The organism is Roseimaritima sediminicola (assembly GCF_009618275.1).
GTDB lineage: Bacteria > Planctomycetota > Planctomycetia > Pirellulales > Pirellulaceae > Roseimaritima > Roseimaritima sediminicola.
Window position 1 is genome coordinate 1 of record NZ_WIAD01000022.1, and the last position, 25,648, is coordinate 25,648.

Annotated in this window: 11 protein-coding genes; 6 read left to right on the forward strand and 5 right to left on the reverse strand. The window is 64.0% G+C overall.

Annotated features, from left to right (window positions below; all coding sequences use genetic code 11):
* Positions 1-117: 117 nt before the first annotated feature.
* On the reverse strand, positions 118-2,742 hold the full coding sequence (amrS, locus tag GE027_RS12110; protein ID WP_153557461.1) for an AmmeMemoRadiSam system radical SAM enzyme: 2,625 nt from the start codon (positions 2,740-2,742) through the stop codon (positions 118-120).
* Between the two features lie 99 nt (positions 2,743-2,841).
* Between amrS and GE027_RS12115 the strand changes: the two genes are divergently transcribed.
* Positions 2,842-3,171 carry an SdpI family protein gene (locus tag GE027_RS12115; RefSeq protein ID WP_153557462.1) on the forward strand — a complete coding sequence of 110 codons (330 nt, stop codon included), beginning with the start codon at positions 2,842-2,844 and terminating at the stop codon, positions 3,169-3,171.
* A 244-nt stretch (positions 3,172-3,415) separates the two neighbouring features.
* Here GE027_RS12115 and GE027_RS12120 read toward each other — a convergent pair whose 3' ends face one another.
* Complete coding sequence (locus GE027_RS12120; protein WP_153557463.1) at positions 3,416-11,260, reverse strand: Calx-beta domain-containing protein; 7,845 nt, start codon at positions 11,258-11,260, stop codon at positions 3,416-3,418.
* 174 nt (positions 11,261-11,434) lie between these two features.
* Positions 11,435-12,712 carry a hypothetical protein gene (locus GE027_RS12125; RefSeq protein ID WP_153557464.1) on the reverse strand — a complete coding sequence of 426 codons (1,278 nt, stop codon included), beginning with the start codon at positions 12,710-12,712 and terminating at the stop codon, positions 11,435-11,437.
* Between the two features lie 538 nt (positions 12,713-13,250).
* Between GE027_RS12125 and GE027_RS12130 the strand changes: the two genes are divergently transcribed.
* Positions 13,251-17,678: an SdrD B-like domain-containing protein gene (locus tag GE027_RS12130; protein ID WP_162006701.1), complete on the forward strand. Its 4,428-nt coding sequence runs from the start codon at positions 13,251-13,253 to the stop codon at positions 17,676-17,678.
* Between the two features lie 194 nt (positions 17,679-17,872).
* Here GE027_RS12130 and GE027_RS23590 read toward each other — a convergent pair whose 3' ends face one another.
* Positions 17,873-17,995: a hypothetical protein gene (locus tag GE027_RS23590; protein WP_261344049.1), complete on the reverse strand. Its 123-nt coding sequence runs from the start codon at positions 17,993-17,995 to the stop codon at positions 17,873-17,875.
* Between the two features lie 101 nt (positions 17,996-18,096).
* Between GE027_RS23590 and GE027_RS12135 the strand changes: the two genes are divergently transcribed.
* Both GE027_RS12135 and GE027_RS12140 read left to right on the forward strand, forming a co-directional pair.
* Entirely contained in the window at positions 18,097-19,065 is a 969-nt protein-coding gene (locus GE027_RS12135) for a hypothetical protein (RefSeq protein ID WP_153557466.1), read from the forward strand.
* Positions 19,066-19,184: 119 nt separating this feature from the next.
* Positions 19,185-20,918 carry a BBP7 family outer membrane beta-barrel protein gene (locus GE027_RS12140; protein WP_162006702.1) on the forward strand — a complete coding sequence of 578 codons (1,734 nt, stop codon included), beginning with the start codon at positions 19,185-19,187 and terminating at the stop codon, positions 20,916-20,918.
* A 173-nt stretch (positions 20,919-21,091) separates the two neighbouring features.
* Here GE027_RS12140 and GE027_RS12145 read toward each other — a convergent pair whose 3' ends face one another.
* The gene (locus GE027_RS12145) at positions 21,092-23,083 is read right to left on the reverse strand and encodes an SdrD B-like domain-containing protein (protein ID WP_153557468.1); all 1,992 of its coding nucleotides are present in this window, start codon (positions 23,081-23,083) and stop codon (positions 21,092-21,094) included.
* A gap of 223 nt (positions 23,084-23,306) precedes the next feature.
* Between GE027_RS12145 and hisA the strand changes: the two genes are divergently transcribed.
* Entirely contained in the window at positions 23,307-24,035 is a 729-nt protein-coding gene (hisA, locus tag GE027_RS12150; RefSeq protein WP_153557469.1) for a 1-(5-phosphoribosyl)-5-[(5-phosphoribosylamino)methylideneamino]imidazole-4-carboxamide isomerase, read from the forward strand.
* Between the two features lie 250 nt (positions 24,036-24,285).
* A complete protein-coding gene (locus GE027_RS12155; protein WP_162006703.1) occupies positions 24,286-25,563 on the forward strand; it encodes a M48 family metalloprotease in 1,278 nt (425 codons plus the stop codon).
* The last annotated feature ends 85 nt before the right edge of the window (positions 25,564-25,648 follow it).

Genomic DNA, 25,648 nt, shown 5'->3' on the forward strand with positions numbered 1-25,648 from the left:
GAAGTTCATGCCTGGGATCTGCCGCCCGACGCTAGCGCGCGTACGGCTCAAGGGTTCTGCGTCGCCGCCAACCTTCGCGGCGCCCAGGATCTGGTGCCGCCGACGCGACCCCCGACCCTACCCTGTTTGATTCACGGTGGTGAACAACGCTCCGGCGTAACCGACGACGCGGCGGCTGTCGCCGTTGACCGCTGCCGACGTACCGTAGGCGACTTCCCGGCAGGCAAACGTGTGGCCCAGCCGGTGCAGCGTTTCCAGGACCAACGCCGCGGGAATCTGACCGCACATGCTGATGCTCTCGCGGCGACAGACCTCCAAGAGCGCTTGTGGGTCGCCGGCGGCCAAACGCTCCAGTGCCAATCGGTCGCGGCGATGCGTCTCGTGTTCGTCGGCGAAATGGTTCATGTCGCTGCTGATCACCAACAGCGGCGGCTCGTCCAGACGCCCGATCCATTCCGCCAGCTCCGCGGCCGTCTGCTGAATTTCAGGCCACTGCGCCGCGCCGATCGCCAAGCAGACCAGCTGCGTCTGAGGTGCCAACCGATACAGCAGCGGCAGCTGCGTCTCGAAGGCGTGTTCTCGGCGATGGGCCTCGGCGTCCAGCGCGGCGAGGCTCAGCGAATCCGCCAAGCTTTCCGCCAGGGACGCCTCGCCGGCGAGAGAGGCCGAAGATGACAACTGCCACCGCGTGTGCGGGGCGACGGCCCAGTTATCGCCCAGCGGTGTGTGTTTGGGACCGAGCATCACGACGCGGCGCGGAACTTCGATGCGTCGCCAGACGTCCGCGGCGATGCGCCCCGAGTAGCGGAGTCCGGCGTGCGGAACCATGGCGGCCAAACAGGGTTGCTTGGCGGCCGGCGGCAGCCCAGCGAGCAGTTCGTCGACCAGACTTTCGCGGCCTCGGTCATCGGCCGGATAAAACGTGCCCGCCACCGCGGGGGGCCGAACATCGGCGAGGGCGGCCGGCGCCGTGTGAAATTCCAGCGGTTCCACCAACGGCTGGCCGCGAGCGTCCAGGACCGGTCCCCCGAAGTACCGGCCTTCGAAGCGTTGGACGTGAGTATCGGCCAATCGCCAGTCGCCGATGGCTAGGCCCGCCTTGCGGCAGACCGCGTCGAGGAACTGATAGGCGTCCCAGTTACGTTCGACGGCGACCGAGGGCAACAGCAGACCCCCGTGTTGGCCACGGCGGATGCGAATGCCGTGGCGTCCGATCTGGATGGCCGCCGCCAGGTCGTTGGAGTTGTCGGAGGGCGGGAAATCTTCGGCCGGCCCGATCAGAGAAACCGACAGATCCAAATAGGGCAGTTCACAGGCCTGGATCGGCGGCATCCGCGGATCGGCGGTCGCGGTGCGGAAGGCCGCGTCGGCGATCGCTTGATACAGCGGCACGGGCGGACCCTGTCGACCGCAACAGCCCCGCAGCGTCTGGCCTCGTTTCAGCGTTACGTACACGCCGGCGACCGGCTGGTGTGCCCAGGGGCCGAGGACCGCCTGGAGATCCGCGTGTTGCCCGGTTTCGACCGCCTGGCAAACGGCGACGCCGGCGGCCGTACGAATGAGCGTTTGGGCCTCCTCGTTCAGATCCGCGGCAAACAGGTCGTGCGTTTGCGGTGTGGGAGCATTCATCTCAGGCGGTTTAAGCGATGCGATTCGAATGGGTTGACGTTTGGGACCCCAGGATCCGGGTGCGGCTTCAAACACTCCGGCGATTGTGGTGCCACAGCGGCTGCAGGCGTTGCCCGAAAGGGCATAGGTGCCCAGCTGATACCAGTCTCGCTGGATCAGCAGTTCCCCGCAGCCCGGACAGTAGGTGCTGGAGCGGTCGCCGTCGTGGACGTTGCCCACGTAGGCATAGTTCAGTCCGGCCCGACGCGCCACCTCGTGGGCTCGGATCAGCGTTTCGTGTGGCGTGCGCGGCCGGTCTTGCATGCGGTAATCGGGATGAAAGGCGGAAAAGTGCAGGGGCACATCGGGCCCGACCGCCTCGAGGATCCAGTCGCACATCCGCCGCAGTTCGTCCTCGGAATCATTCTTGCCGGGGATCAGCAAATTCGTCAGCTCAACCCAGCACGGCGTTTCGTTGCAGACGTACCGGATCGTATCGAGCACCGGCTGGAGGTGCGAACCGGTGACTTTGTAGTAGAACGATTCCGTAAACGCTTTCAGGTCGATGTTGGCGGCATCCAGCGGGGCGAAGAACGCTTCGCGAGCTTCGGGAGTCACGTAACCGGCGGTCACCGCCACGGACTTGATGTCACGCCCGCGGCAGGCCGCCGCGACATCGATCGCGTACTCGGCCCAGATTACCGGATCGTTGTAGGTAAAGGCCACGCTGCGGCACCCCTGCGCCGCGGCCGCATCCGCGATCTGTTCGGGCGACGCCTGATCGCTCAACCGGGCCACTTCGCGACTCTTGCTGATGTCCCAGTTCTGACAGAACTTGCAGCCCAGGTTGCAACCGGCCGTCCCGAAGCTGAGGATCGGCGTGCCGGGCAGGAAATGATTCAGCGGTTTCTTTTCGACCGGATCGATGCAGAAGCCGGTACTGCGTCCATAGGTGTCCAGGATCATGGCATCGCCGGACCGCCGGCGAACGAAGCAGAAGCCGCGATCGCCTTCGTTCAAGCGGCAGGCTCGAGGACACAGCTGACACAGAATGCGACCGTCCTCCTGCAGGCTCCACCAGCGGCCCGGATGACCCGCAGCATTGGCGGGCAGTGTGGGCAATTGACCAGACATGAAAACAGCACGTGCGGTTGTGTCGAGCGAAAAGCCGTCGTGGCAAGGTACGAACCCTTATTATAGAGGGATACCTACCGCCGAAGGAAAGGGAAGCGGATGTTGGCACTGCTAGCGGCGTACGTTTCGATGGGCCTGTTGTTCGTCCTGCTCAGCGTACCGCTGCTGCGCGGCCGCGTCGGACCAAACCGCTGGTACGGCTTTCGAACGCCCCGCACCCTGCGCGATCCCGCCGTTTGGTATCCCGCCAACCGGTACATGGCCAAGTACCTGTTGGGGCTGGGGATCGTCCTGATCGTCGCCGCGATCGCAACATTTGCGGTCCCCCACGTCACGCCCGGCCAGTACGTGATCGTGATGACCGTCACCGTGTTAACCGGAACGATCATCCTTTGCGTCCAATCTTTCCGCTACCTATCCAAGCTTTAAGGTGTCAGGCCACTTCTTCGTTCGGTCGACAAAAAAGAGTCCTGGCACCTCAACGATGACAGCGTCTGACCCTAACGGATTCTATGCACGACGCAGGGCGGCCAAAAACAGTATTTTCCCCCCTCTCCCCCTCACCCCCGACCCCTCTCCCCCAAATCCTGGCTCGCTTGGGCTCGCCAGGCTTTGGGGGAGAGGGGAGAAATCTTTTCTTTTCGCACATAGAATCCGTTAGAGTCCTGACACCTTAAAGATCGGTGAAGACGGCGTCGTGGGCTGCTTCGTCATGGGTTGGCTCGGCCAGCATCGCTGCGGTGATCGGGTTGCCGAACATGCTGGTTTGCCGAGGTCGGGCCAGGAACCGGTAGCGGCTGGCCGAAGACGCGTCCAAACCGAGTTCGGCGAACAGGTAGTCTCGGCCCTGTTGCGAGGGGCTCACGCTGATCTCGGAAATCGTGTCCGCCCCCGCTCGACCGCTGCTCACACCGCCGATCCGGCCGACGAGCTCTGCGCCATCGAGCAACCCCTCAGGTTGCACCTGAGTGAGCGCGTAGGTGCCGGCCGGCAGATCGGTGAACCGGTAGACGCCATTTTGGTCCGTCGTCAGCGTTCGCTCGATGGTCTCGCCGCCGAGCGTTGTGCCGCGCAGACGGATCATCACACCGGCCAGCGTCATCTCGCCCACGTCCGTGGTTCGATTGCCGTTGGCATCGACCCAGACTCGCCCGGCAAGGCTCGCGTCCATCGCGTCGTCGATGACCGTCGCCGTATGCAGGGTTTGAGTACCTAAAGTGACTGCCGGCAGTTCGTTCGTATCCCGCTGCAGGGCCAACACGATGGTCTCGGCGTCTTCGATCAAGCCATCGTCGGTCAGCGTCAACACGACGTCGCGAACCGTGCCGTCGGTGCTGCCGGCCGGGAACGTTACCGTGGCCGTCTGCAGCACAAAGTCCTCGGCTTCGGCCGTCGATCCGCTGCGAACGATCACCTGAGTCGAAACCGCTTGGCTGATCGAGCCGCCGGCGTCGACGTCCAGCCGCACGCCGATCCGCAGCGTGCCGTCGGCTTCGAGGACCGTCGACGCATCGGTAACGAAGCCGATTCGTGCGGTATCGTCGTTGGCGATTGTCGCGGTGGCGGTATCCACGGCCAGCTGAACATGCGGCTGCAAGCTCGGTGTGAGACCGTCGATCGCGGTCAGCCGTACGGTCAACGTCTCGTCGTTCTCGACCACGGCGTCCCGCCGGATCGGAACGCGAATCGTCTGCGTTTCGCCGACGCCGCCGACGAACTGCAGCTGGCCGGCGGTACGCGTGTAATCGTCGCCTGCAACCGTGGCGGTGCCGTCGACGGTCTCATAAGCGACCGTGAATGCGGAAGCGACCGGGTGGTCCAGCGTGACGGCGAATTCCATCGACGAGCTGCCGCCACCGGTGCCTTCAATCACAGTGCCGGGACCCACGATTCGCAGCGACGCCGCATCGTCGTTTCGAATCGTCGTTACCAAGGGCGTGGTCAGGACCGTCAATCGCTCCAGGGCCGCAGCATCCAAGCCCGATACGGTCCCCAGCGAAACGGCGAACGTTTCGTCCGCTTCGACTTGACGATCCCCGTTGATCAGTACCTCGAACGACTGGCTTTCGTCGGCCTCACCCAGAAAGGCAAGAACGCCATCGTTATCGACGTAATCTTCATCGGCTACGCTTGCGCTTTGATCGTCGCTTTGATAGGCGACCGTGAACCCGCCCTCGATGGCCGCGGACAACGAAGCGGTAAACCGTGCGGCGGTCGTGCCCTCGTCTGCTTCGGTCACCCGATCCGCGGCCGCTTGCAGCGTCAGAGTGGCGGAATCGTCGTCACGAATCGTGGCGGCAAGGTCAGGGGTCGGAACGAGGACGGTCTGTCCAGCGGCCAGCCCCGCAATCTCTCCCAATGCCACTTTGAAGGTTTCGTCGCTTTCCAGAACGGCGTCCTGACGCACTCGCACCGTCACGATCTGCTGCTCGCCGGCTTGACCGCCGAACTGCAGCACGGTGTCATTGTCCAGATAATCGCCACCGGCCACCGTGGCGGTGCCGTCCTGAATTTCGACGGGGACCTGAAAGCCGTCGACATCGTCCACGTCGTCGCTTAACGTGACCGCAAAGCGAAATTCGGTAAAGCCATCGGGCGACGTGCCTTCGACATGGCTGGCCGTTACGTCGGTCAGCAACAACCGCGGAAAGTCATCGTTGAGGATCTCGGCAACCGCTACGGGCGAGACCACTTGTACCGCATCGATCGCCGATTCGGGCAGACCGGTGATCTCGCCTAACCGCAAGCGGAACGTCTCGTCGGATTCCACACGCTCGTCGGCCGTAACCAACACGTCGACGGTCTGTGTTTGCCCCGACACGCCCGAGAAAGTCAGCGCTGCCGAGCGAGCTAGGTAGTCGCCATCGGCCACGGTTGCCGATCCGTCGCTGGTGGCGTAACCCACGCTGAAACCGTCCTGGACCGCTCCTTCCAAACGAACCGTAAAACGAAACGCGGTGGCAGCGTCGGACGTACCTTCCAGTGCGGCCCCCGGACCCACCAGCGTCAGCGTTGCCGTATCATCGTTCTCAATCGAGACGACCGACGACCTGTTGCCGAAGGAAACACTGTCGGCCAGACCGTCCAGCAGCCCCTGCAACGCACCCAATCCAAGCGAGAACGTTTCGTCGCCTTCGACCACATCGTCGCCGGCAACTTGGACGCGGATCGTGCGCGTTTCCGCGGTGCTGCCGGAAAACGTCAGCGTTTCGTTGATCGCGGTGTAATCGCTGGCCGCGGTCGCGGTGCCATCGGTGGTGGCAAGCGGAATGGAGACGCCGCCGTCGATCGCCGCGGAAACGCTGACGGTGAACTCCAGTTCCCGCGTGCCGCTGTCGCCTTCGACGATGGATTGTCCCGGCGACAGCGTTACGGTTGCCGAATCGTCGTTACGGATTGTCAAAGCCAATGGCGAATCGAGGGAAACCGCATCGGTCAACGCCGCTGGTAACCCTGCCAGGTTTGCCAGCGCCACCTGAAAGGCTTCGTGCCGTTCGACTTTGTTGTCGTCGCCGGTTTGGATCAAGAACGTTTGTTGCTCGCCCGCCGTACCGCTAAACGCCAAGGTGCCCGTGGCGGCACTGTAGTCTCCGTCGGCGACCGTGGCCGTCCCATCGGTCGTCACATAATCGACCTCCAGCCCACCCTGCACCGCTGCGGAAAGCGTTGCGGTAATCCGGTACTGTCCGCCCTCATCCACCGAAACGGCCTCGGCCGCAAGGGTGACGGTCGACGAATCGTCGTCGACGATCCGAGCTTGCAGCGAAGTGGTCGGCACGACCACGGTCGAACCCGGCGCCAACCCCGAAATCGTTCCCAGAGCGACCGTGAACGTTTCATCGGTCTCGACCACCGTATCCTGCTGGACCAGCACCGAAACCGTTTGTACTTCGCCCGCCGTACCGGCGAATCGCACGGTGCCGCTGCGACTCTGATAATCGCCTGCCGCGGCCGATGCTGTGCCATCGATGGTTTGGAAGGGAACTTCGAATCCGTCGGGATCGTCGACGGGGTCGCTGAGCATCAGCTGGAAGCGGAATTCGGTTGTGGTCCCGCCACTGCCCTCGACGGAGCTGGCCGTCACGTCGCTGAGCAATAGCCGTGGGAAGTCGTCGTTGGTAATGGTTACCTGCGCCGGTGGAGGCAGCGTGATCGCATCGGCGACCGTTGCCGAGACACCACCGATCGATTGCAGGGCCAGTTGAAACGTTTCGTCCGGCTCAACACGGTCGTCGGCCGCGACATTCACCGTGATCGTGTGGGTTTCGTCTGCATCGCCCGCAAAGTTCAGCGTCCCCGTACTGGGCACGAAGTCACCATCGGCAACGGTGGCCGAGCCATCGACCGAGGCATAGTTCACCGAGAAACCATCCTGGACCGTGCCGACCAACCGTACGGTATAACTCAGCTGCGTGAGGGCTTCGCCGGTGCCCTCGACGACGCTGGCCGGACCGTCCAGCACGATTGCGGCGGTGTCGTCGTTGGCGATCGTCCCCACGGCAGCTTGCCTGGGCAGGTCGATGCGCTCGCCCAGGGTGGTTTCGCCGACGTTCGCAAAGACCAGCCGCAGGGTCTCGTCCGCTTCGACGACGCCGTCCGCAGTGATCGGTACGCTGATCGTTTGTGTCTCCCCAGCCGTCCCCTGGAAACGCAACGTGCCGCTCCGAGCGTCGAAATCCTCTTGCGAAGCGGTGTCCGCGGCGGTGGCGAAATCCACACTGAAACCACCGGCCACGGCATGCGAAACCGCTGCTGTGAAGACCAACGTCGCCGCAGCCCCCGGATCGTCGCCTTCGCTCACACGCACGTCGGCCACCGACAGCGTCGCTCGATCGTCGTCCAGGTTGCGGACGGCCACATCCGTCGCATCGATGCCCGAAAAGATCGGATCCGCACTAACGGCCGCTGCGGTTCGGACGCTCAGCTGCACCGTGCCATCCACCTGGTCGTCGTCGACGCCGGTGACGGTGATCCGCTGGGGCGTGTTCCAGTTGTCGGGTGTGAAGGTGACGGCAGGCGTCGACAGCGTCGCTTCGCCCGAGTCGCTCGAGGCCAAGGGGATGGTCACGTCCGCGGTGGGCTGGCTGGTCAGCACGATGTCGAACGTCGCGTTCTGGCCCGTCTCGCTGACCTCCAAGCCTGCGGTGGGTACCACGGCGATCCCCGGCACGTCGTCGTCCAGATTGGTTAGGGATACATCGTCGGCGTCCAGGCCTGCGTATCCCGGATCATCGCTGCCGGCCGCTGCGAGGATGATCGTATACGCCACATCACCGTCGTCGACCAGATCGTCCTGGCCGTTCACCACGACCGTCTGCGGCGCGTTCCAGGTCTCCGGTGTAAAGACAAGTTCCGGTTGGTCCGCGGTTCCTTCGTCAGGATTGCTGCTCGAAAGCGCGATCACGACGTCGGCCGTGGGTTGGCTGCCCAGCACCACGCTGAAGGTGGCGGTTCCGCCCGATTCGGAAGTTTCGGGGGTGGCGGGTGGCGTGACCAGGATCGCGGCGGTGTCGTCATTCTCATTCGTTCCCAGCACATCTTCGACCGCCAGCCCATGATAGGCCGGGTCGTCGCTGCTGGCCGTGCTGGTGACGATGCGATAAGCGACATCGCCATCATCGACGTCGTCGTCCTGGCCGGTCACGGTGATCGTTTGAGCTTGGTTCCAAGACTGGGGCGTGAACAGGATTTGCGTCACGTCCACCAACGCTTCGCCGGGATCGCTGCTGCTTACATCGATCGTTACGTTGGCCGTGGGGCGGCTGGCCAGGCGGACGGTGAACTGGTCTGTGGATCCGTCTTCGCCGGTAATCAGGCCGGTCACGGGGGCAATCAGTACCGCCACCTCGTCGTCGTCCAGGTTGGTCACCGAAACGTCGTCGACGGTCAAACCGTTGAATGCCGCATCGGTGCTGGTCGTGGTGCCGGTTTGGATGGCGTAGGCAACATCCCCATCGGCCTCGTCGTCGTCCACTCCGCTGACCGTGACCGTTTGCGGCACGTTCCAGGACTGGGGCGTAAAGGTCAATGCGGTCGTGGAAACGGTGCCTTCGCTGGGGTCGCTGGAGGCGACCGGGATGATGACGTCCGCCGTGGGTTGAGCGGTCAACCGGACGGTGAACGTCGCCGCACTGCCGTCTTCGCCCGTTACCAAGCCGGACGTCGGAGCGACGATCGCTGCGGCGGTGTCGTTGTCCTGATTGGTGACGGAGACGTCGGCCACGATCAGATTGTTGTACAACGGATCGGCACTGCTGGTGCGCGAGGTCAGGATGGCATAGCCGGCGGCTCCGTCAACGAGATCATCTTCGACGCCGCTTACGGTAACGGTTTGCGGGGTGTTCCAATTGGCCGGAGTGAAGGTCAGCGTATCGACGCCGGGAACGCCTTCGCCGGGGTCGCTGGAGGACAGCTGCAGCGTCACGTCGGCGGTGGGCGCACTGGTCAATACGACGCTAAAGCTGGCCGTCGGCCCCGCCTCGCCGGTGACCAGTCCCGAGGTCGGGTCAACTCGTACACCCACCACGTCGTCGTCGGTATTGGTCACGACCAAGTCGTCCGGCTTCGTTCCTTGATACACGCTGTCGCTGCTGGTGGCGGCGGCAAAGCGGACGCGGTACTGAACGTCGCCGTCGACCGAATCGTCATCGACGCCAGTGATGCGGACGGTCTGAGGAGATTGCCAGTTTGCCGGCGAAAAGGTCAGTTGCGCTTGGTTGACGCTCCCCTCGCTGGTATCGTCGACGCTGACACCCAGCGAGACGTTGGCCGTCGGCTGGCTCTGCAAGCGGACGGTGAAAGTTTCGGAATCGCCATTTTCGCCGGTCGTCAGTCCGCTGGTCGGATCGACGACGTACCCGGCGACATCGTCGTCCTGGTTGATCAGCGACACATCGGCCGCATCGAAACCGTCGTAGGACGCATCCGCACTGGTCGCCGCAGCGGTGCGGATGGTGTAGGCCTGGTCGCCATCGGCAACCGCGTCGTCGACCCCCGTGACGGTGACGGTCTGTGTGACGTTCCAGTTCGAAGGAGTGAAACGCAGGCTGGTGGGGCTGGGCGTGCCCTCGCTGGAATCACTGGACGACAATCCGATCACGACGTCGGCCGTCGGCTGGCTGCTCAGGCGAACGGTGAAAGACTGGCCGAGGCCCGCTTCGGTCGTCGTCAGTCCGGTCGCCGCATTGATCGTGATCCCGGCCGTGTCGTCATCGATGTTGACCAGTTCCACATCGGCGGCGTTGCGTCCGTTGTAGTTGCCGTCGCTGCTGGTCGCCGCGGCGGTTACGACGCGGTAGGCGACGTCACCGTCATCCAGATTATCGTTCAAGCCCCGGACCGAAACGGTTTGAGCCACGTTCCAGTTGCTGGCGGTGAAGACCAGGTTGGTGGTCGAAAGAGTGCCTTCGGTCGTGTCGCTCAGACTCAGCGGGATGTTGACGTTGCCGGTTGGTCGGCTCGTTAACGATACCTGAAAGGATGCCAGTCCACCGGTTTCGCTGGTCTGCAGGCCGGAGGTCGGCGTGACGAGGATGCCCGCGGTGTCGTTGTCTTGGATCGAAACCTGTGCGGTCCGAGCCGAAGGGCTGAGCGACGTCTGCGGGTCGCCACTGGTGATCGCCGACAACGTGACCACAACCGTTTCCGAGGCTTCGGTTACGGCATCGTCCACGACCGGAACATTGATGACGGCCGACGTTGTACCAGCGGGGATCGTGACCGAGCCCGAAAGCGGCGTGAAGTCGCTGCCCGAAGTGGCCGTTCCGCCGACCGTATACGAAACGACCGTAGGCGTCGCGGTCGCGACCGCTTGACTGACGGTAAAGCGGCCGGCGGTGGGGCCGTTTTCGCTGCCGCCCGTGGTCGCCGCGATACTGACCACCGGCGTCAGCGGTTGACGAATCGGGATCGCATTGCCGACGTAGCCGATATCGGTCGCTTCGCCGTCCGGCGGGAAGAACTCGACACGGTTGCTGGGGTTGTTGTCAGGCGCAAAGTCCAGCGTCAACGTGCCGGTCGCATCGGTCTGGAACCCAAACTGAAACAGCAGATACGACGCGTCGCGATTCTCCGGGATGCCACGGCTGGTACCGCCCGCGGCGTCGATCGATCCGGCCGTCGACGCGTCGCCCAGCTGGCGGACGCTGTACTGTGACCCGTGCTGGATATCCGCCGAGGGCAATGTGATCAGGGCGGCGTCGTAGAGGACGTCGAAGTAGGCTTGGAAGATTCCCGCCGCGTCCTGGCCCCGGTCGTCTTGAATCGAGACGCGTGCCTGGTAGTCGCGTCCGGGACGCAACACTTCTAAAGCGGTTTGGGGCGACGCCGGATCGACGAACTGAACGTCCACGCACACGTCCGCTCCACAGGCCAGCAGCCGACGAGCTTCCAGGTTTTCGCAGGTCAACAACCTTCGGGCGAGCCCGCGGCGACGAGAGCGACGGCGTTCCGCTCGGACACTGGAACCTTCGGCGATCGACCGATGCCGCGCGGGACGCTGCGAACGTAGCTTCCACATAAAGACAGCAGCCTTTGGGGTTGGGGAGATAAGTTGGATGGTAGTTTGGAGACGAAGCCTGTGCCACTGCTTTCACAGGCTGGAAGCCTATGCCACTGGGTATGAAAAACACCCGGCCGTTTGCGGGGGGCTGGCCGGGTGCTGGAAGCGAGCTTGCCGATGGGGCGGCGGTGATTAATTGTTGACGAACTGATGGTCTTCGAATTCCGTCAACAGCAGCAAAGCGATGTCGACCGCTCCCGGAGCCAGTTCGCGCGTGAACACATCGACGTCGATGCCGGCCCCGCCGGACAGGGTACTGATGCCTTTCAGCTGAGTTCCCGCCAGGACGCTCAGGCGGTCGATGCCGGCCAGCAGACTGATGTCGGCATCGCCTTCTAGTACGGTCGATTCCAGAGTCACATCGTCGCGATGCATGCCGCCCAGGATCGCCAGGTCGTCGCCCAGATCGGCCCCCAGGAAGGAGACAAAGCTCTCACCATCGCCAAAGGTCAGGGAGACGTCATTGCGGATCTGCGAGTTGGCGACATTAAAAATGTCCACGCCATCATCGGCGAAAAAATCGAAATCACCACGGATGTCGCTGTCGACGATGTCGGTGTCACTGCCAAACATACCGCCTCCGTTCGCCACGATCACATCATCGCTGATCACGGTGTCGCGAATCGATAGCGTGTCGTGGCCAGTACCGTTGGCGATGTCCAGAACCGTACCGGTCACGCTGACCCCGATCGCGCTCTGCTCGATGTCGACGATGTTGTGACCGTCGCCCCCGTCAATCGTGACGCGGCGTCGGGCGTCGGTATCGTGGATGATGGCTCGGTCATTGCCAGGACCCAAGCTGATCGAGATATCGCCGCCGACCGTGGGGTCGGTCGACATTCCGAAGACGACTTTGTCATTGCCGTCGCCGGTTGCGATCGACACGATGCCATCGATTTCGGCTTCGACGACGAACACGCTGTCCTCGGCCGCACCGCCACTGTAGATGAAATCGCCATCCAGCACGGTGTTGTTAAACAGCATCGCCGAGTTGTCGCCATCGCCCAAGGCCAAGCTGGTGATTCCGATAATCCGCGAACCGTCGACTTGGACGTCATCTTCATCGACGCCACCGGATACTGCGAACGCGCCAGAGATGCGCGCATTGATCACTTCAAAGGTATTCGCGCCCGACGGGTCGCTGATGCTGACTCCACCGTGCACAGCCAATGGGGTGGCTGCGCTGAGGCCGCGAATGGTGAAGGTGTCGCTGCCGCCGCCCAGGTCCACGACGACATCGCTCATCGGATCGTCGATGAAGACGCCGGTGCCGGTGACCTGCGTCATCGCGCCGTTGACGTCGGTGCCGATCACGCGGTATTCGCCCGGGTTGTCGCCGGGAATCAATTCGACGCCGTTTCCGGATCCATCACCGGTGATTGTCAGCACACCACCTGCGAAGTCTGCCATGACATCACCCGCGAGCATCTGACGCGGTTCCAGACACTGCGCCGACAACCGCCGGCGCTTTGACAGCGATCGTTGGGAGGGTCGACGCTGTTTGCTCGAGCTACGTTTCACCGCACGCATGGTCCTACTCCAGGGAAGGGATCAAACTGGTAACCGATTGACAACTCAAACACGTACCTTCCCTGGTGTGACGCCGAGCCACTGTGATGTCTCGGCGATCACGCCCTGCCGCAATACGTCGGCCTGTGCCGATCATTCGGCTCGTGACGCTTCTTCCACTTATACCGCTGTGGCCACACCGGGGCAACAAAATAGATCTTCCCGTCTGAACTCCAGCGACCAGACAAGCCTTGTGCGAAGTGTCCGGTAGTGGCGAGCCACCGAGGACCGATGCCCGCCAAGCGTTGCAGAGGAACCGTCTGTGGCTTGAACCGTCCGCCCTCGCAGGCTGCCACGCCCATTCTTTTCTGGCTCCGCGATCGGCCGGAGAATATATTGAAGCTCTTGCAGTTCTTCTGTCGAAAGGATGGTCCTGCCCGTGATTCGTCGTCATTCGCCACATCGTACGGGTGTCTTGCGTTCGCGGCGGCGTCGCAGCCGTTTAGAACGCTTGGAAAACCGTTTGCTGTTGGCCGCCGATCCGCTGGGGAACGAAATCTACTTCGAAGATTTCGAACCCGACGCCGGCGGCTTTGTGGCCGACAACCAGGGCGGCACCATCACCGGGTTCTGGCACCATTCGATCGGACGCCGCAGCGATAACCTTCCCGGACATTCTCCCGGACACGCGTTTTATTACGGACAGTTCGAAACCGTTCTCGGTGGCGGTCGCTATCCGGTGTTCGCCGATCACCAGGGCGTGCTGAAGTCGCCCGAGGTGGCGTTGCCCTGCGGGTCCAGTACGCTCCGCTTCAATTACTTGCTCGACACCCGTCCGGCGCTGGACCGCGATTTCGTCGAGCTGCGCGTCCAGGACGTGGCCAGCGGGACGGTCGACGTGCTGCTGTCGCGTGCCGACGGAACCCTGCCCGAAACCGACCAGCAATGGCGCGAGGCAACCGCCGATCTATCGGCCTACGCCGGACGAACGATCCAGTTGCATTTCTCCTTCGATACCGGTGTGGTCGAACCCATCGATCCGGAAGGCTGGTACGTCGATGATGTCCGCATCACCAACCAGCCCTGCACGGTCGACCTGGTAACGATCAAGTACGTCGATGATGCGATGCCCAACGCCGGACAACCGCTGGAGTTCACGATCGGCGTCAAGAATGAAGACGCTGCCGACAAGGCCGCCACCGACGTGGTCGTCGTCGATACCCTGCCGATCGGTGTCACCTACATCGGTTCTAGCGATGGCGGTGTGTATGACCCGGCGGACCACACGGTTCGCTGGACCATTCCGCAAATCGATGTCGGTCAAACGGTGGAAAGACGGATTCAAACCACGGTCGATAGTGACACCTGGGGAGCGATGCTGGAGAACGTTGCGGTAGCCAGCGCCGAAGAACCGGATTCCAATCCTGACAACAATACCGGACGCGTACCCTTCAAGGTCAACCGTGTTGATCTGTCAACGACCAAAACCGTCGTTGACGCGACGCCCAACGAAGGCCAACGCATCACCTTTACGCTGGACGTGACCAATGCGGCCGATTCGAACGCGGCGGCGACGGCGGTCAGCGTGGTCGATACCCTGCCCGCAGGCGTAACGTTTGTCTCCGCCACCGGGGGCGGCGTGTACGATCCCGCCGCCCGCCAAGTGACGTGGGCGATTGCCGAAATTGCCGCCGGCGGGACGTTGTCGCTGCAGGTCCAGGCGGTCGTCGACGACCAGACCGCAGGCCGGTTGCTGGAGAACGTGGTCGTTGTCTCTGCCGACGAGTCCGATCCGGAACCCGACAACAATACCGGTCGAACGTCCTTGACGGTGAACCGTGTTGATCTGTCAACGACCAAAACCGTCGATGACGCGACGCCCAACGAAGGCCAACGCGTCACCTTTACGCTGGACGTGACCAACGCGGCCGACTCGAACGCGGCGGCGACGGCGGTCAGCGTGGTCGATACCCTGCCCGCAGGCGTAACGTTTGTTTCCGCGACCGGGGGCGGTGTGTACGATCCCGCCGCCCGCCAAGTGACGTGGGCGATTGCCGAAATTGCCGCCGGGCAGTCGCTGTTCCTGCAGGTCCAGGCGGTCGTTGACGACCAGACCGCAGGCCGGTTGCTGGAGAACGTGGTCGTCGCCTCTGCCGACGAGTCCGATCCGGAACCCGACAACAATACCGATCGAACGACGCTGACCGTCAACCGTGTCGACTTGTCCTTGCTCAAGGCGGTCGATGACGCGGCGCCACGTATCGGTCAGACCGCTTCCTTTACGATTACGGTGACCAACGACGCGGCGTCCAATGCGGACGCGACGAACATCGTGATCGAAGACGTGCTGCCGGCAGGGCTGACCGTCGTCTCGCCCCAGCCCGCCCGTTGGACGATTCCCCGCCTGGCACCCGGCCAATCCGAATCGTTTTCCGTGGACGCTGTCATCGAGGCGGGAACGTGTGATGAAACGCTGACGAACCAGGCGACGGTAAGGGCCGATGAGTCCGACCCGAACGCCGACAACAATACCGCGGCGGCCTCGGTCGTTGTGGCGTGTGCCGCAGCCGAGTTGGCGGTGGACAAGCAGGTGGACGATGCCACACCCAACGAAGGACAAACGCTGACGTATACCATCGACGTCAGCAACGCGGCCGCCTCCGATCGCGATGCTCAGAACCTCACGGTCATCGACACCCTGCCCGCCGGCCTGCAGTTCGTCGATGCGACGCCCGAGGCTGTGTACGATCCCGCAGACCGCACGGTCTCGTGGACCATCGACACTTTGGACATCGGACAGAGCCGCTCGCTGCAGCTCCGCGCGGTCGTCGCCGATGGCACGGCGGGGCAACAGCTGCAGAACGCCGTCGAAGTGGGCGACGTCGGTGCCGTGGTCGGCGTTGCAGTGAACCGTGTCGACCTGGCTTTGGAGAAAACCATCGACGTCGCGGCCCCGCTGGCCGGACACCAAGTCGTGTATACGCTGACCGCCGCCAATGACGCCGCCTCTAACGCCGAGGCCAGCGGAGTGGTCGTTCGCGACGTTCTACCGGCCGGGGTGAGCTATGTCAGCGACGACGGGGACGGGGCGTTCGATCCTGCCAGCGGCCGGTGGGACGTGGGAACGTTGTCCACTGGGCAGCAACAAGTGCTGAACGTGACCGTCCTGGTCGAACAAGCCGCGGCCGGTGGCGTGATCACCAACGCGGCCACGGTCGAAGGCGTCGAAACCGATCCCGATCTTTCCAACAACACGGCGTCGGTGACCGCCACGGTCGCCCAACAGGTGCAGTTCATCACGCCGCTGGCCGTGTTTCGTCCCGGACCCTTCACGCTGCCCGCCGAAGATCGTCTGGCCGTGCTGGGACGGGTTTGGCACGACCAGAATGGCAACGGCAGCTGGGACGACGGCGAAGTCGGCCTCGACGGCGTCGACGTGGTACTCGATGGAGTCGGCGTTGCGCAGAGCCGTGCGGTCGACCTGGATGGCGATGGCGTCATCGACCCGGTGCGAGAACGCGGCCTGTACTGGTTCCAGCAGCTCGGACAAATCGCGAGCGGACAACACACCGTCCGAGTCCAGCTGGCCGGCGGGACGACGGCGAGTTTTCCGGCCGGCGACGTGTCGCACTCCTTCACGCTGGATGCCAGCCAGCCGTCACTGCTGGGGGCGGCACTGCAAACGGTGGCCCCGAACTTTGGGCTCTCCGACGACTTCATCAGCCAGCCTGACGCGTCGCAGGCCACGATCATCGGATACAGCTGGTCGGATTTCGATCTGGATGGCAGCTGGGACGCGGGCGAGCCCGGCCGCTATGGCACCCAGGTGTATTTGGATCTGAATGACGACGGGTTGTTCGATCCGCAAGCCGAACCCAGCGCGCTGACCGGCCAGGACGGGCAATACGTGTTCGCCAACCTGGCCGCGGGGACGTATCGCGTACGCTCGGTCGAGGAAGGCCTTGGCGGCCGAGTCGTGCACACCTTTCCTGCCGAAGACAGTGATGGGATCCGCGTCGCGGCGGGCCAAGTGGTCCGCGGCGGCTTTGAACAAACCAGCCCCACCAACCTCGGTTCCTTTACCTATGGCACCTGGGTTCGACCGGCCGATCAATTGCTGGGCCGACTGGAACACCTGCAACAAACCGCTGCCGAGGATCCGGTGCCGTCGCAGGTGTTGGCTGCGCTGCGGCCCTGGCAGACCTTTACCGTACACAACACCACCGACGCTGCGTTTCAGATCACGGGCATCGACGAATCGTTGGTGTCCGGCCGCGGCGCGGATTATTTACAGGTCCGGCAGGTGGCCGACGACGGCCAATTGGAATCGCCCGTTTGGCCGCGTTCGCTGGACCCCGGCCAGTCGGCCGAGTACTACGTCTTCTACGATCCGGTCATTCGGTCTGGGGACGAAGTCGTGCAGGCGTCGCCGGATTGGTTGACCGCGGACAGCGAGTCGCATTTCTTTACGGCCAGCGACCGCTTGGTGGTCGAAACCGACGGACCGTTGCGGTTTCCGATTCGTTTGGTGGGCGGATCGACGTTCGACAGCGACGTCAGCTACGACGGTGCGGTCGACTTCGAAGACTTTCGGCTGCTCGACGATGCGTTGCTCAGCGAGGCCGTTATCGTCGATGGTGTTTCGCCTCGATTCGATCCCACGAGGGACATCAATACACGTTGTCCCAACGGCGCCGGACAACAGGTCGGCACCTGTCGTTTTGCCCTCGGCGACACGCCGGCCCGCGAGATCGGACTCGGGGACATCGCCCCGCTGAACGCCGAGTTCGGGCGTCAGCTGTCGGCCACTGCGACCGACGCCGTGTTCGCCGCGGTGGGTGCGCGGGCGCGGGCCTCGACCCGTTAAGCACGTCGCAACATCTAATTCGGCTTTACCCTCCCGCTGCGCGGGAGGGTGTTGTCGCGGGGTTTCACCGAAAAATTCATGCCGACGTGCTTAACTACCGCCAACCACTAACCACTAACCACCAACCACCAACCACCAACTAACAACTAACAACTAACAACTAACAACCACCAACCAAAGTCTGGCGACTTCAGCTACGGTTTTTTTGCTTTCTCTTTGCTCTTTCGCCTCTTCTGAGTTTTTTCAGATTTTTCCTCAAGTTCGACGAGGGGGCTGCCGGGATCGGTCTTGACGCCGCCGGCCGGCTGGATCGACACTCCGTCCGGCTCGTCACGGCACGCTCACCACTTCGGCGGGGCGACAGGGTCCGGATGACCTCTGCGGCAGAGCCTCGCTATGGATAGCAAGGAATTCAAGGATGAGACGCACAGGATTGACTCGCCCGGCAACGCGGTTGCGCCTGCAATCGCTGGAGACGCGCCAGTTGATGGCGGCGGCGGCGTTCGAGCTGCAGTTGTACAGCGACGTCGATGGCGCTCCGGGGGCTCCGATCGAAAGTGTGGTGGCCGGAGAGACCTTCTTCGTGCGCATCACGGCCGAAGAGTTCGATCCTCGCCGCTTCGGGCTCGGTTCGGCGGCCGTCGATGTCGACTGGGACGCGGGCTTGCTGCAGGTGGTCGAAGGCGATTTCGTGCTGGCAGACGTGCTGACCGAAGACCTGCCGCTGGGGCAACAGGGCGAGCTGGACAACGCTGCGGGACGCATCGATGAACTGGGCGGATTAGCGATGATCTCCGCCGGTGCCGGCCGCGCGATCGGCAACATGCAGGCCGATACGTTGGCGATGATCCGCATGCAAGCCGGTTCGCAGGCCGGCTCCGCTACGATTCGATTGAGCGCCAGCGACACCAAAACCATCACGGTTCCGTCCCGCGTGCTGCCCGAGTCCTTGGTGGACTACGGCACCCTGACGCTATCGATCGACGCTCCCACTTTCCGCGATGCCGCGGAACTGGCCACCGCCCCGCCCCATTTCGATCCGCCGCCACTCGACCCGCCAGCGGTTGTCGTGGAAGCCGAACCGGACGTGGACGCTGTCGAAACCGTCGAAGCCGCCGGCGACAACTCGGCGTCCGGCGACTCGCTGCCGCCGGCACCGGTCGCCGTCGATGACGCGCTGACCATCGATGCCAACCACGACGGCGTCGTCGATCTAGCCGATTTCGGGGCGTTGAACGTGCTGTCCACCGCGGACGAAACGTCTTCGCATTCGCCGAGCGTTTGTACGCCCAGGCCGCAAGCGGCGGCGGACGTCCAATCCTGGCTGGATGCCCTGACGCAGGCTTGGTTGGACGATGCCGAGCGGCGCCGGCAACGTGCTGCATAGCGATCGTGTTCTCTCCACGGCCATCCGTCCCAACCCGTCAAAGTTATATGCACGCCTACTGGCTTTCCACGTTTCCCTCCTCGCAGCGCCGGGCAATCGGAATGCATCTACCGACGACGATGAAGACCGCTCTGGTCCTGTGCGGGTTGGCTGCAGCCTGTGCGCTGCCCACCGCTGGAAGCGCTCAATCGGCTTCCGAGACTCAGGCCACCGCCGCAGGCTCGGCGGAGCCGCACCGCAAGGCGTCGCTGTTTGCGCCGCGGGGAAGCCGCAAGGCGCGTTCCGCGGCGTCCGCGCCCGAAGGCTCGCGCGAGGATTCCCGTGCGGACGCCCGCGAGGAAGCCTTGGTCGTCCCGACTCCGCCGCCGGACATGTCGGACGCTGTGCCTCTCGGAATGCTGCCGCCGTTACCGCTGCGCGATCCGGCGATCTCCGAACGCGCCGCCGTCCAACCGGTCCAGCATGTCGAACCCTTGCCGCCGCCTCGATCGATCGTCGTCGATTCACCCAGCGATGCGGAACCGCTGCCGGCCGGTGAGTACGTTCGCGGTGAGTACGTCGAGGGTGAGTTTATCGAAGGCGGCTTTCTGGACGGCGAGATCGTCGATGGAGAGTACGTCGTCGATGGGGAGTACGTCGTCGATGGGCAGCCGTACCTCGACGACGGCTTCGACGAGCGGATCGTTGGAAGCATTCCCGCTTGGGAAGAGGCTCAGGTGCTGGGCCCCGCTCATGGGCATCCCGGCCGGATGTGCGATGCTCGCTGCCGCGTGCATCGCTACTGGGGCCGAGTGGATTACATGTACTGGTGGTTTTCCGGTGCGGCGACACCGCCCCTGGTCACGACCAGTTCGGCTGGCACCGGCCGGGCAAACGCCGGCATCTTGGGGCTGTCGACCACGCGAACACTGGTCGGCAACGCGGATCTGGGCGCCGGCGGAGCGTCGGGGGGACGCGTCGAGTTCGGTCGTTGGTTTCCCGAACGCGGCAATCTGGGCTGGCACTTTGCCTACAGCGGGATCGGCGAAGTCGAGGACCACTATCGCTATGACAGTGCGGCCACCGACATCCTGGCCCGTCCTTTTTTCAGTGTCGAACCCGGAGCCACCGGTCCCAATGCGGAGCTGATCGCTTTTCCGGGCGAGCTGGACGGCAGCGTGTCGGTCCAGCACACCGCGTCGCTGGACGGTTTTGAATTTATGTTTCGCAAGATGCTGGCCAGCGGCCCCCGGCGCCGGCTGCAAGTGGTTGCCGGATACCAGCACAATCAACTGGACGACGCGCTCTCGATCCGCGACTTCAAACGCGTGACCGGTGGCGGCGGCGGTTTGGCCGTCGGCAGCACGCTGACCGAGTACGACTCCTTTGCCGCCGACAACCGCTTCCACGGCGCCGCCATCGGTGTGCTGGCCAGCAGCCGCAACCGCTGCTGGACGATCGATATGGGCATGCAGTTGGCCCTGGGCAATACCTACACAACGGTCGACATCGATGGATCTACCACATCCAGCGTTCCGCTGGCCGGTGGTGGCGTGTCCACCAGCGCTTCCAGCGGCGGACTGCTGGCCCTGGGGACCAACCGCGGCAGCTACGAAAGCGACTCCCTGGCCATGATCCCCCAGCTGCACATCGGTGTGGGTTACGACCTGTTGCCTCGGCTGCGGCTGTCGGTCGGGTATCGCTTTCTGTACTGGAGCCAAGTCGCGCGAGCGGCCGAGCAGATCGATCCCGGCTTGAACCTCAGTCAGTTGGATCCGGCGGGGCTGAGCGGCGATCCGCGGCCCCGCTACGCCCTCCGCTACGCCGACTTCTGGGCCCAAGGCATCAACCTAGGCCTCGACTACCGCTACTAACCAGTGGCATAGGCTTCCAGCCTGTGAAAGTAGTGGCATAGGCTTCCAGCCTGTGAAAGCATTTGATCTCAGGTTCTGGCCGTAGCTGAAGTCGCCAGACTTTGGACCTTCTCACCGCTTCCGTCCAATCTCTGGCGAGATCAGCTACCCTGAAATGAAACCTGCCACTGGGCCTACACCCAGGTGCCGCCGAGCCGCAGCACGAAATCGATTGCGTCCACTTCGGCTCGGTCGTCGCGGTCATCTTGCGAGGCGATGGCGACCAGGGTTTGCATGTCGATCATCTGAATCCGATCGCCCGCCGGCGACTGGAGCACGGCCGTGCGACCGTTGGCCGTCAACGTGTCCGCTCCGCTCGAGTCGCGAAGGACGCCCAGGTCGCTGCCGCCCCCGCCGCGGATTTCGACCTGTCCGGCCCCAAACACGCCGACCTTTTGCCGAGCGGTGGTCAGCGTCGCGGCCGCGGGCCTGGACGCCGTGGCGGTTGGGTTACTCGTCGCCGCGTCGCTGGCGAGATCGGCGGTGAACGTTTCGGTTTCGCTGCTGCCCACGATCGTAACGTTGTCCTGGCCGCCACCGCCTTCGACCAACACCACGTCCGCCTGGCTGGCTGGAATCCGCACCGGCGTTTGATCGTTGACGGTCACCTGCACGGTGTCGTCGGCCGTGCGCTGGACCAGGATGTTGTCGTCGCCGGCGGTCCCGGCAATGCTGCGGCACGAGCCACCCGACGCCGCGCACAGTTCTCGACGTGGGTTGGTGGTGGAAAGGAAGAAGCGTTTATTGATCGCGGCCAGGTTTTCGCCAAAGTTGTATTGGACGGCCGTTTCTTCGCCGCTCAGTTCGATGCCGGCGAAGACGTTGAACCCCTCGGTCACGCCCCGGCTCTGGCCGCTCGGCAGCACTCGGCCCAGGGTGATCGAGGCATCCACAAAGGTCGGCTGCTGCGACTGCACGACACGGTACGAACCGCCCGGCAGGTCGCCGAAGAAGTAGCTGCCATCGGCCGCGGTGGTCACGGTTTGCAGAGGTGTCGCCGCGCCGTTCTGAAACAATTGGATGGTCCAGTTCGGTAGACCAACTTCGTTTGCATCCTGTACGCCGTCCCGATCGGTGTCGGCGTACACAAACCCGCTGAGACTGCTGGCGGACAACTGGCCCGGAGTGAAATTGCCGAAGTCGAGCCCGGCGATCGTCGGCGTTGCATGCGACAGCTGCACGTTGTAACGGTTGCCAGCCGGCAGGGTCACGATCGCACCGCCGCCGTCGACTTCGCGAACCGTGTACTGCCCAGCCGCCAAGTCCGTAAACCGGTAACTGCCATCGGCGGCGGTTTGGACGGTAACGCTCGGCCCCGCGGGATCGACGGGAGTGGCTTCGATGGTTACGCCGGCGAGTCCTGGTTCGCCGGCATCCCGCACGCCGTCGCCGTCAAGGTCGTCGAATTTGACGCCGCGGATCTGTCCGCCGACGATCGACAGCGTGGCTTCGACCGTGTTGGCCAGTGCCGCGACGTCGGCGGCGTTGCCCACGGCGACGACGTCGTCCAGCGGGTCCGCATCGGCGAAGGACATCGATCCATCCAAATTGACTGTAAAGGGTGCCGCATCGGCATTGGCGATGGCCACGAAACGCAGCCGGCTGAATGTTTCTGCCGCGCCGCTGCCGAGGGCTTGCCCCACACTGTTGTTGGGCAGTGAGGCACCGCGAACGCCGCGAAGATTAAAAAAATCCAGCAACGATCCGCTGGCGTCTGGATCGAATGCCGCGGCCGCCGCGTCGTAGGTATCGACCGCTCGCTGCAGCGGCAGCGCGCCGCTGACCAAGGGATCGTTCAGTGGCAAGGCCGGGTTGCCCTGCGGCGTCAAATTGTCGTCGCTGGTCAGGGCAAAGGCGGCGGGGTCCCAGGACAGGTTCAGGGGCAAAGCGATCACGCCGGCGGGGGCTGCGCTGCGCACGTCCTGGACGCGGACATCCACCCAAAACGCTTCGCCTCGCAAGACCGGCGTTTGCAATTCCGCTGCTGGTACGCCCGCGTCATCGGCCAAGAAGCGGACGTCGATGCCCAGCGTGGCCAACAGGCGGCGATCTTCCAGCATCTCGATACGACATCGCTGGCGACGCTGCAGAGAACGACGTGGTGGGCGGCGGAAAGCGGACGACACGGGCACCTCCAGAAGGACGATCGGGTCCTTTCAGCATAGACAGCCGCGCGGCGCAATGCCGCAGGAAACCGGCGGATTGACGGGGGAATCGCCGGCCGGCGACGGCGGCAAAATCAGGGTAGGTGGCAGCGACGAGAAACGTTGTCACAATCGGAGGGCAAACAGGCATGCCGAACCGTGCCTGGTACCGTCTTCTTTCCCCACCATACCGGACAAAAGATAAGTGGAAATCTGGCCAGCGATTGATCTTCGGCACGGCCGCTGTGTGCGACTGCAACAGGGCGACTACGAACGCGAAACCGTCTTTGGGGAAGACCCCGCCGCGATGGCCCGCCGCTGGGTCGTCGCCGGCGCTCGGCGATTGCACTTGGTCGATCTGGATGCCGCCCGCGGCGACGACCCGACCGAGAATCTGGCCGCGGTCCGCGCGATCCTGCAAGCGGTGGATGTGCCCTGCCAGCTGGGCGGTGGCGTCCGCAGCGAGGCGATCATCGAAGAATTACTGGACATGGGCTTGGCCCGCCTGGTCGTCGGCAGTGCGGCCCTGAAACGTCCCGAATGGTTCGCCCAGATGTGCGACGCCCACCCCCGGCGCCTGGCCGCCGGCATCGACGCTCGCGAAGGCATGGTCGCGACCGACGGTTGGTTGGAAACCAGCAGCACGCCGGCCGTGACTCTGGCCAAAGACCTGCGCAGCCGCACCGAGAACATCGCCGCGATCATCTACACCGACATCGCCAAAGACGGCATGCTCGAGGGACCCAATCTGCAAGGTTTGCAAGAGATGGCCGCTGCGACCGATATCCCGCTGGTGGCCAGCGGCGGCGTGACCACCCTGGACGACATCCGCGCCCTGGTCGATGTGGACATGCCGGCGGCCATCATCGGGCGTGCGCTGTACGAGGGACGTCTGGACCTACCCGAGGTGTTGGAAGTGGCCGGCGAGCAGTAGCGGCGCGGCCGGGCTCGCGCTGCTGAGCTGCGGCTTGCTTGCGGCGAATCGTACGATCCGCAGAATCGTTATCAGTGGACCGGCGGCGGCCGGCGGCGGGAGTTTCTGGAACCGACCGGTTTGCCTTGTCCACGATCGTCAGCCGGCCCGTGTACACTGCGGCCAATCGCCCCGCGATGCGGACCGCCGCTGGGGGTGCCGCACAGTCCCGCCGCAAGGGGCTGCTGTCGAACAATCGCAAGGTCGGGTTATGCCGCTGTATTGGTTCCTGTTGGTCGTCGTCTCGCTGGGCTGTGGTTCGGTTGCCGGACCCGAGGTGCCGGCGGTGCGAGCGGTGGTGGCGACCCTGGGCGTCGTGCTGGCGTGGGGGTTGTTGGGCAAAGTCGCCGCGGCGGTGACCACGCGGCAGCTGGACAGCGGCGACGACGATCCGGTGACCGCGGTGCGGATCTACGAGCGCCAGATCAGTATCCTTCGCTGGGCGGGGATTGTGGCTGCGGCCATGTGTCTGGTCGGTTTTGGTTTGGCTGGGCTGATCGATTCGTTGACCGTGTGCCGGTGGTCGATGGCCGCCCGCGCCACCTTGTTGATGTTGCCCGCCGCGGCCATCTCGACGCTGCTGTGGTGGGTGGATCATCAGTTCGGCGTGGCGCATCAATGGGTGCCGCGAGGGGTGCGGTCCCTGTTGCAGGAAGCTTGGGCGGCGTTTCGCATCCAAGGTGCCTGGCTGGTCTTGCCGGTATTGTTGCTGTTGGCTTTGGTCGACGGCGTGCTGTTGATTCCGGGGTTGCCGGTGGTTGCCGGTGGCGCCATCGCCGCGGGGGTGACGTTGGTCTGCGTGCCGATCGGGCTGCCTTGGTTGGCGCGGCGGATTTGGAAGACCGAATCGATCGCCGATTCGCAGCACGCCTGGTTAACACAGCTGGCGGCCGCCACCGGGTATCCGCGCCTGTGCATCCGCCGTTGGGACACGGGACACAAGACCAGCAACGCGCTGGTGGCGGGGTTTCTGCCCGGCTGCCGCATGATGCTGCTGAGCGATCGGTTGTTGGATCGGTTGCCGCGGGAACAACTGGCGATGATTGCCTTGCACGAAATCGCGCACCTGCGTCGCTGGCACGTCCCGCTGCGAATGGCCGCGGTGATTCCCGCTTGGGCCACGATCTACTGCGTGGAACAGGTCTTGGCGGGATATGCCTGGACGGAAGTTTTGGGAGTCGCCAGCGGGATCACTGCGTCGCTGGCCTTTCTGCACGTGGTCTCGCGGCGTACCGAGCTGGACGCCGACGCGGTGGCTTGTCGGCTGGCCGTCCGAGCGGCCGCCGAGGTGGAAGGTCTGCCGGGCCGCTTGTCCGAAGCCGCCGCTGCGATGTCAGCCGCACTCGACGCGGTCACCGCCGACAGCCCGGCCGCGCGACGCGGCAGCTGGATGCATCCCAGTTTGCCCGCTCGCCAAAACTCGCTGGCCCGTCTGGATGCCCACCGCTGCGTGCCCGGCATAGCATCCGCTGAGCCGTTTGGGCGCTAGCCCCGGTTCTGTGGGCTGGAAACCTCTGCTGCGCGGGAAATTCGCTACAAGCGTTGTCACCTTATGGCCTGGGCAGGCAAGGCAA

Coding starts and splice junctions, on each gene's coding strand:
- amrS (WP_153557461.1), bottom strand. CDS start 2,742: ATGTCTGGTCAATTGCCCACACTGCCCGCCAATGCTGCGGGTCATCCG.
- GE027_RS12125 (WP_153557464.1), bottom strand. CDS start 12,712: ATGGCAGACTTCGCAGGTGGTGTGCTGACAATCACCGGTGATGGATCC.
- GE027_RS12120 (WP_153557463.1), bottom strand. CDS start 11,260: ATGTGGAAGCTACGTTCGCAGCGTCCCGCGCGGCATCGGTCGATCGCC.
- GE027_RS12155 (WP_162006703.1), top strand. CDS start 24,286: ATGCCGCTGTATTGGTTCCTGTTGGTCGTCGTCTCGCTGGGCTGTGGT.
- GE027_RS12135 (WP_153557466.1), top strand. CDS start 18,097: ATGAGACGCACAGGATTGACTCGCCCGGCAACGCGGTTGCGCCTGCAA.
- GE027_RS12140 (WP_162006702.1), top strand. CDS start 19,185: ATGAAGACCGCTCTGGTCCTGTGCGGGTTGGCTGCAGCCTGTGCGCTG.
- GE027_RS12115 (WP_153557462.1), top strand. CDS start 2,842: ATGTTGGCACTGCTAGCGGCGTACGTTTCGATGGGCCTGTTGTTCGTC.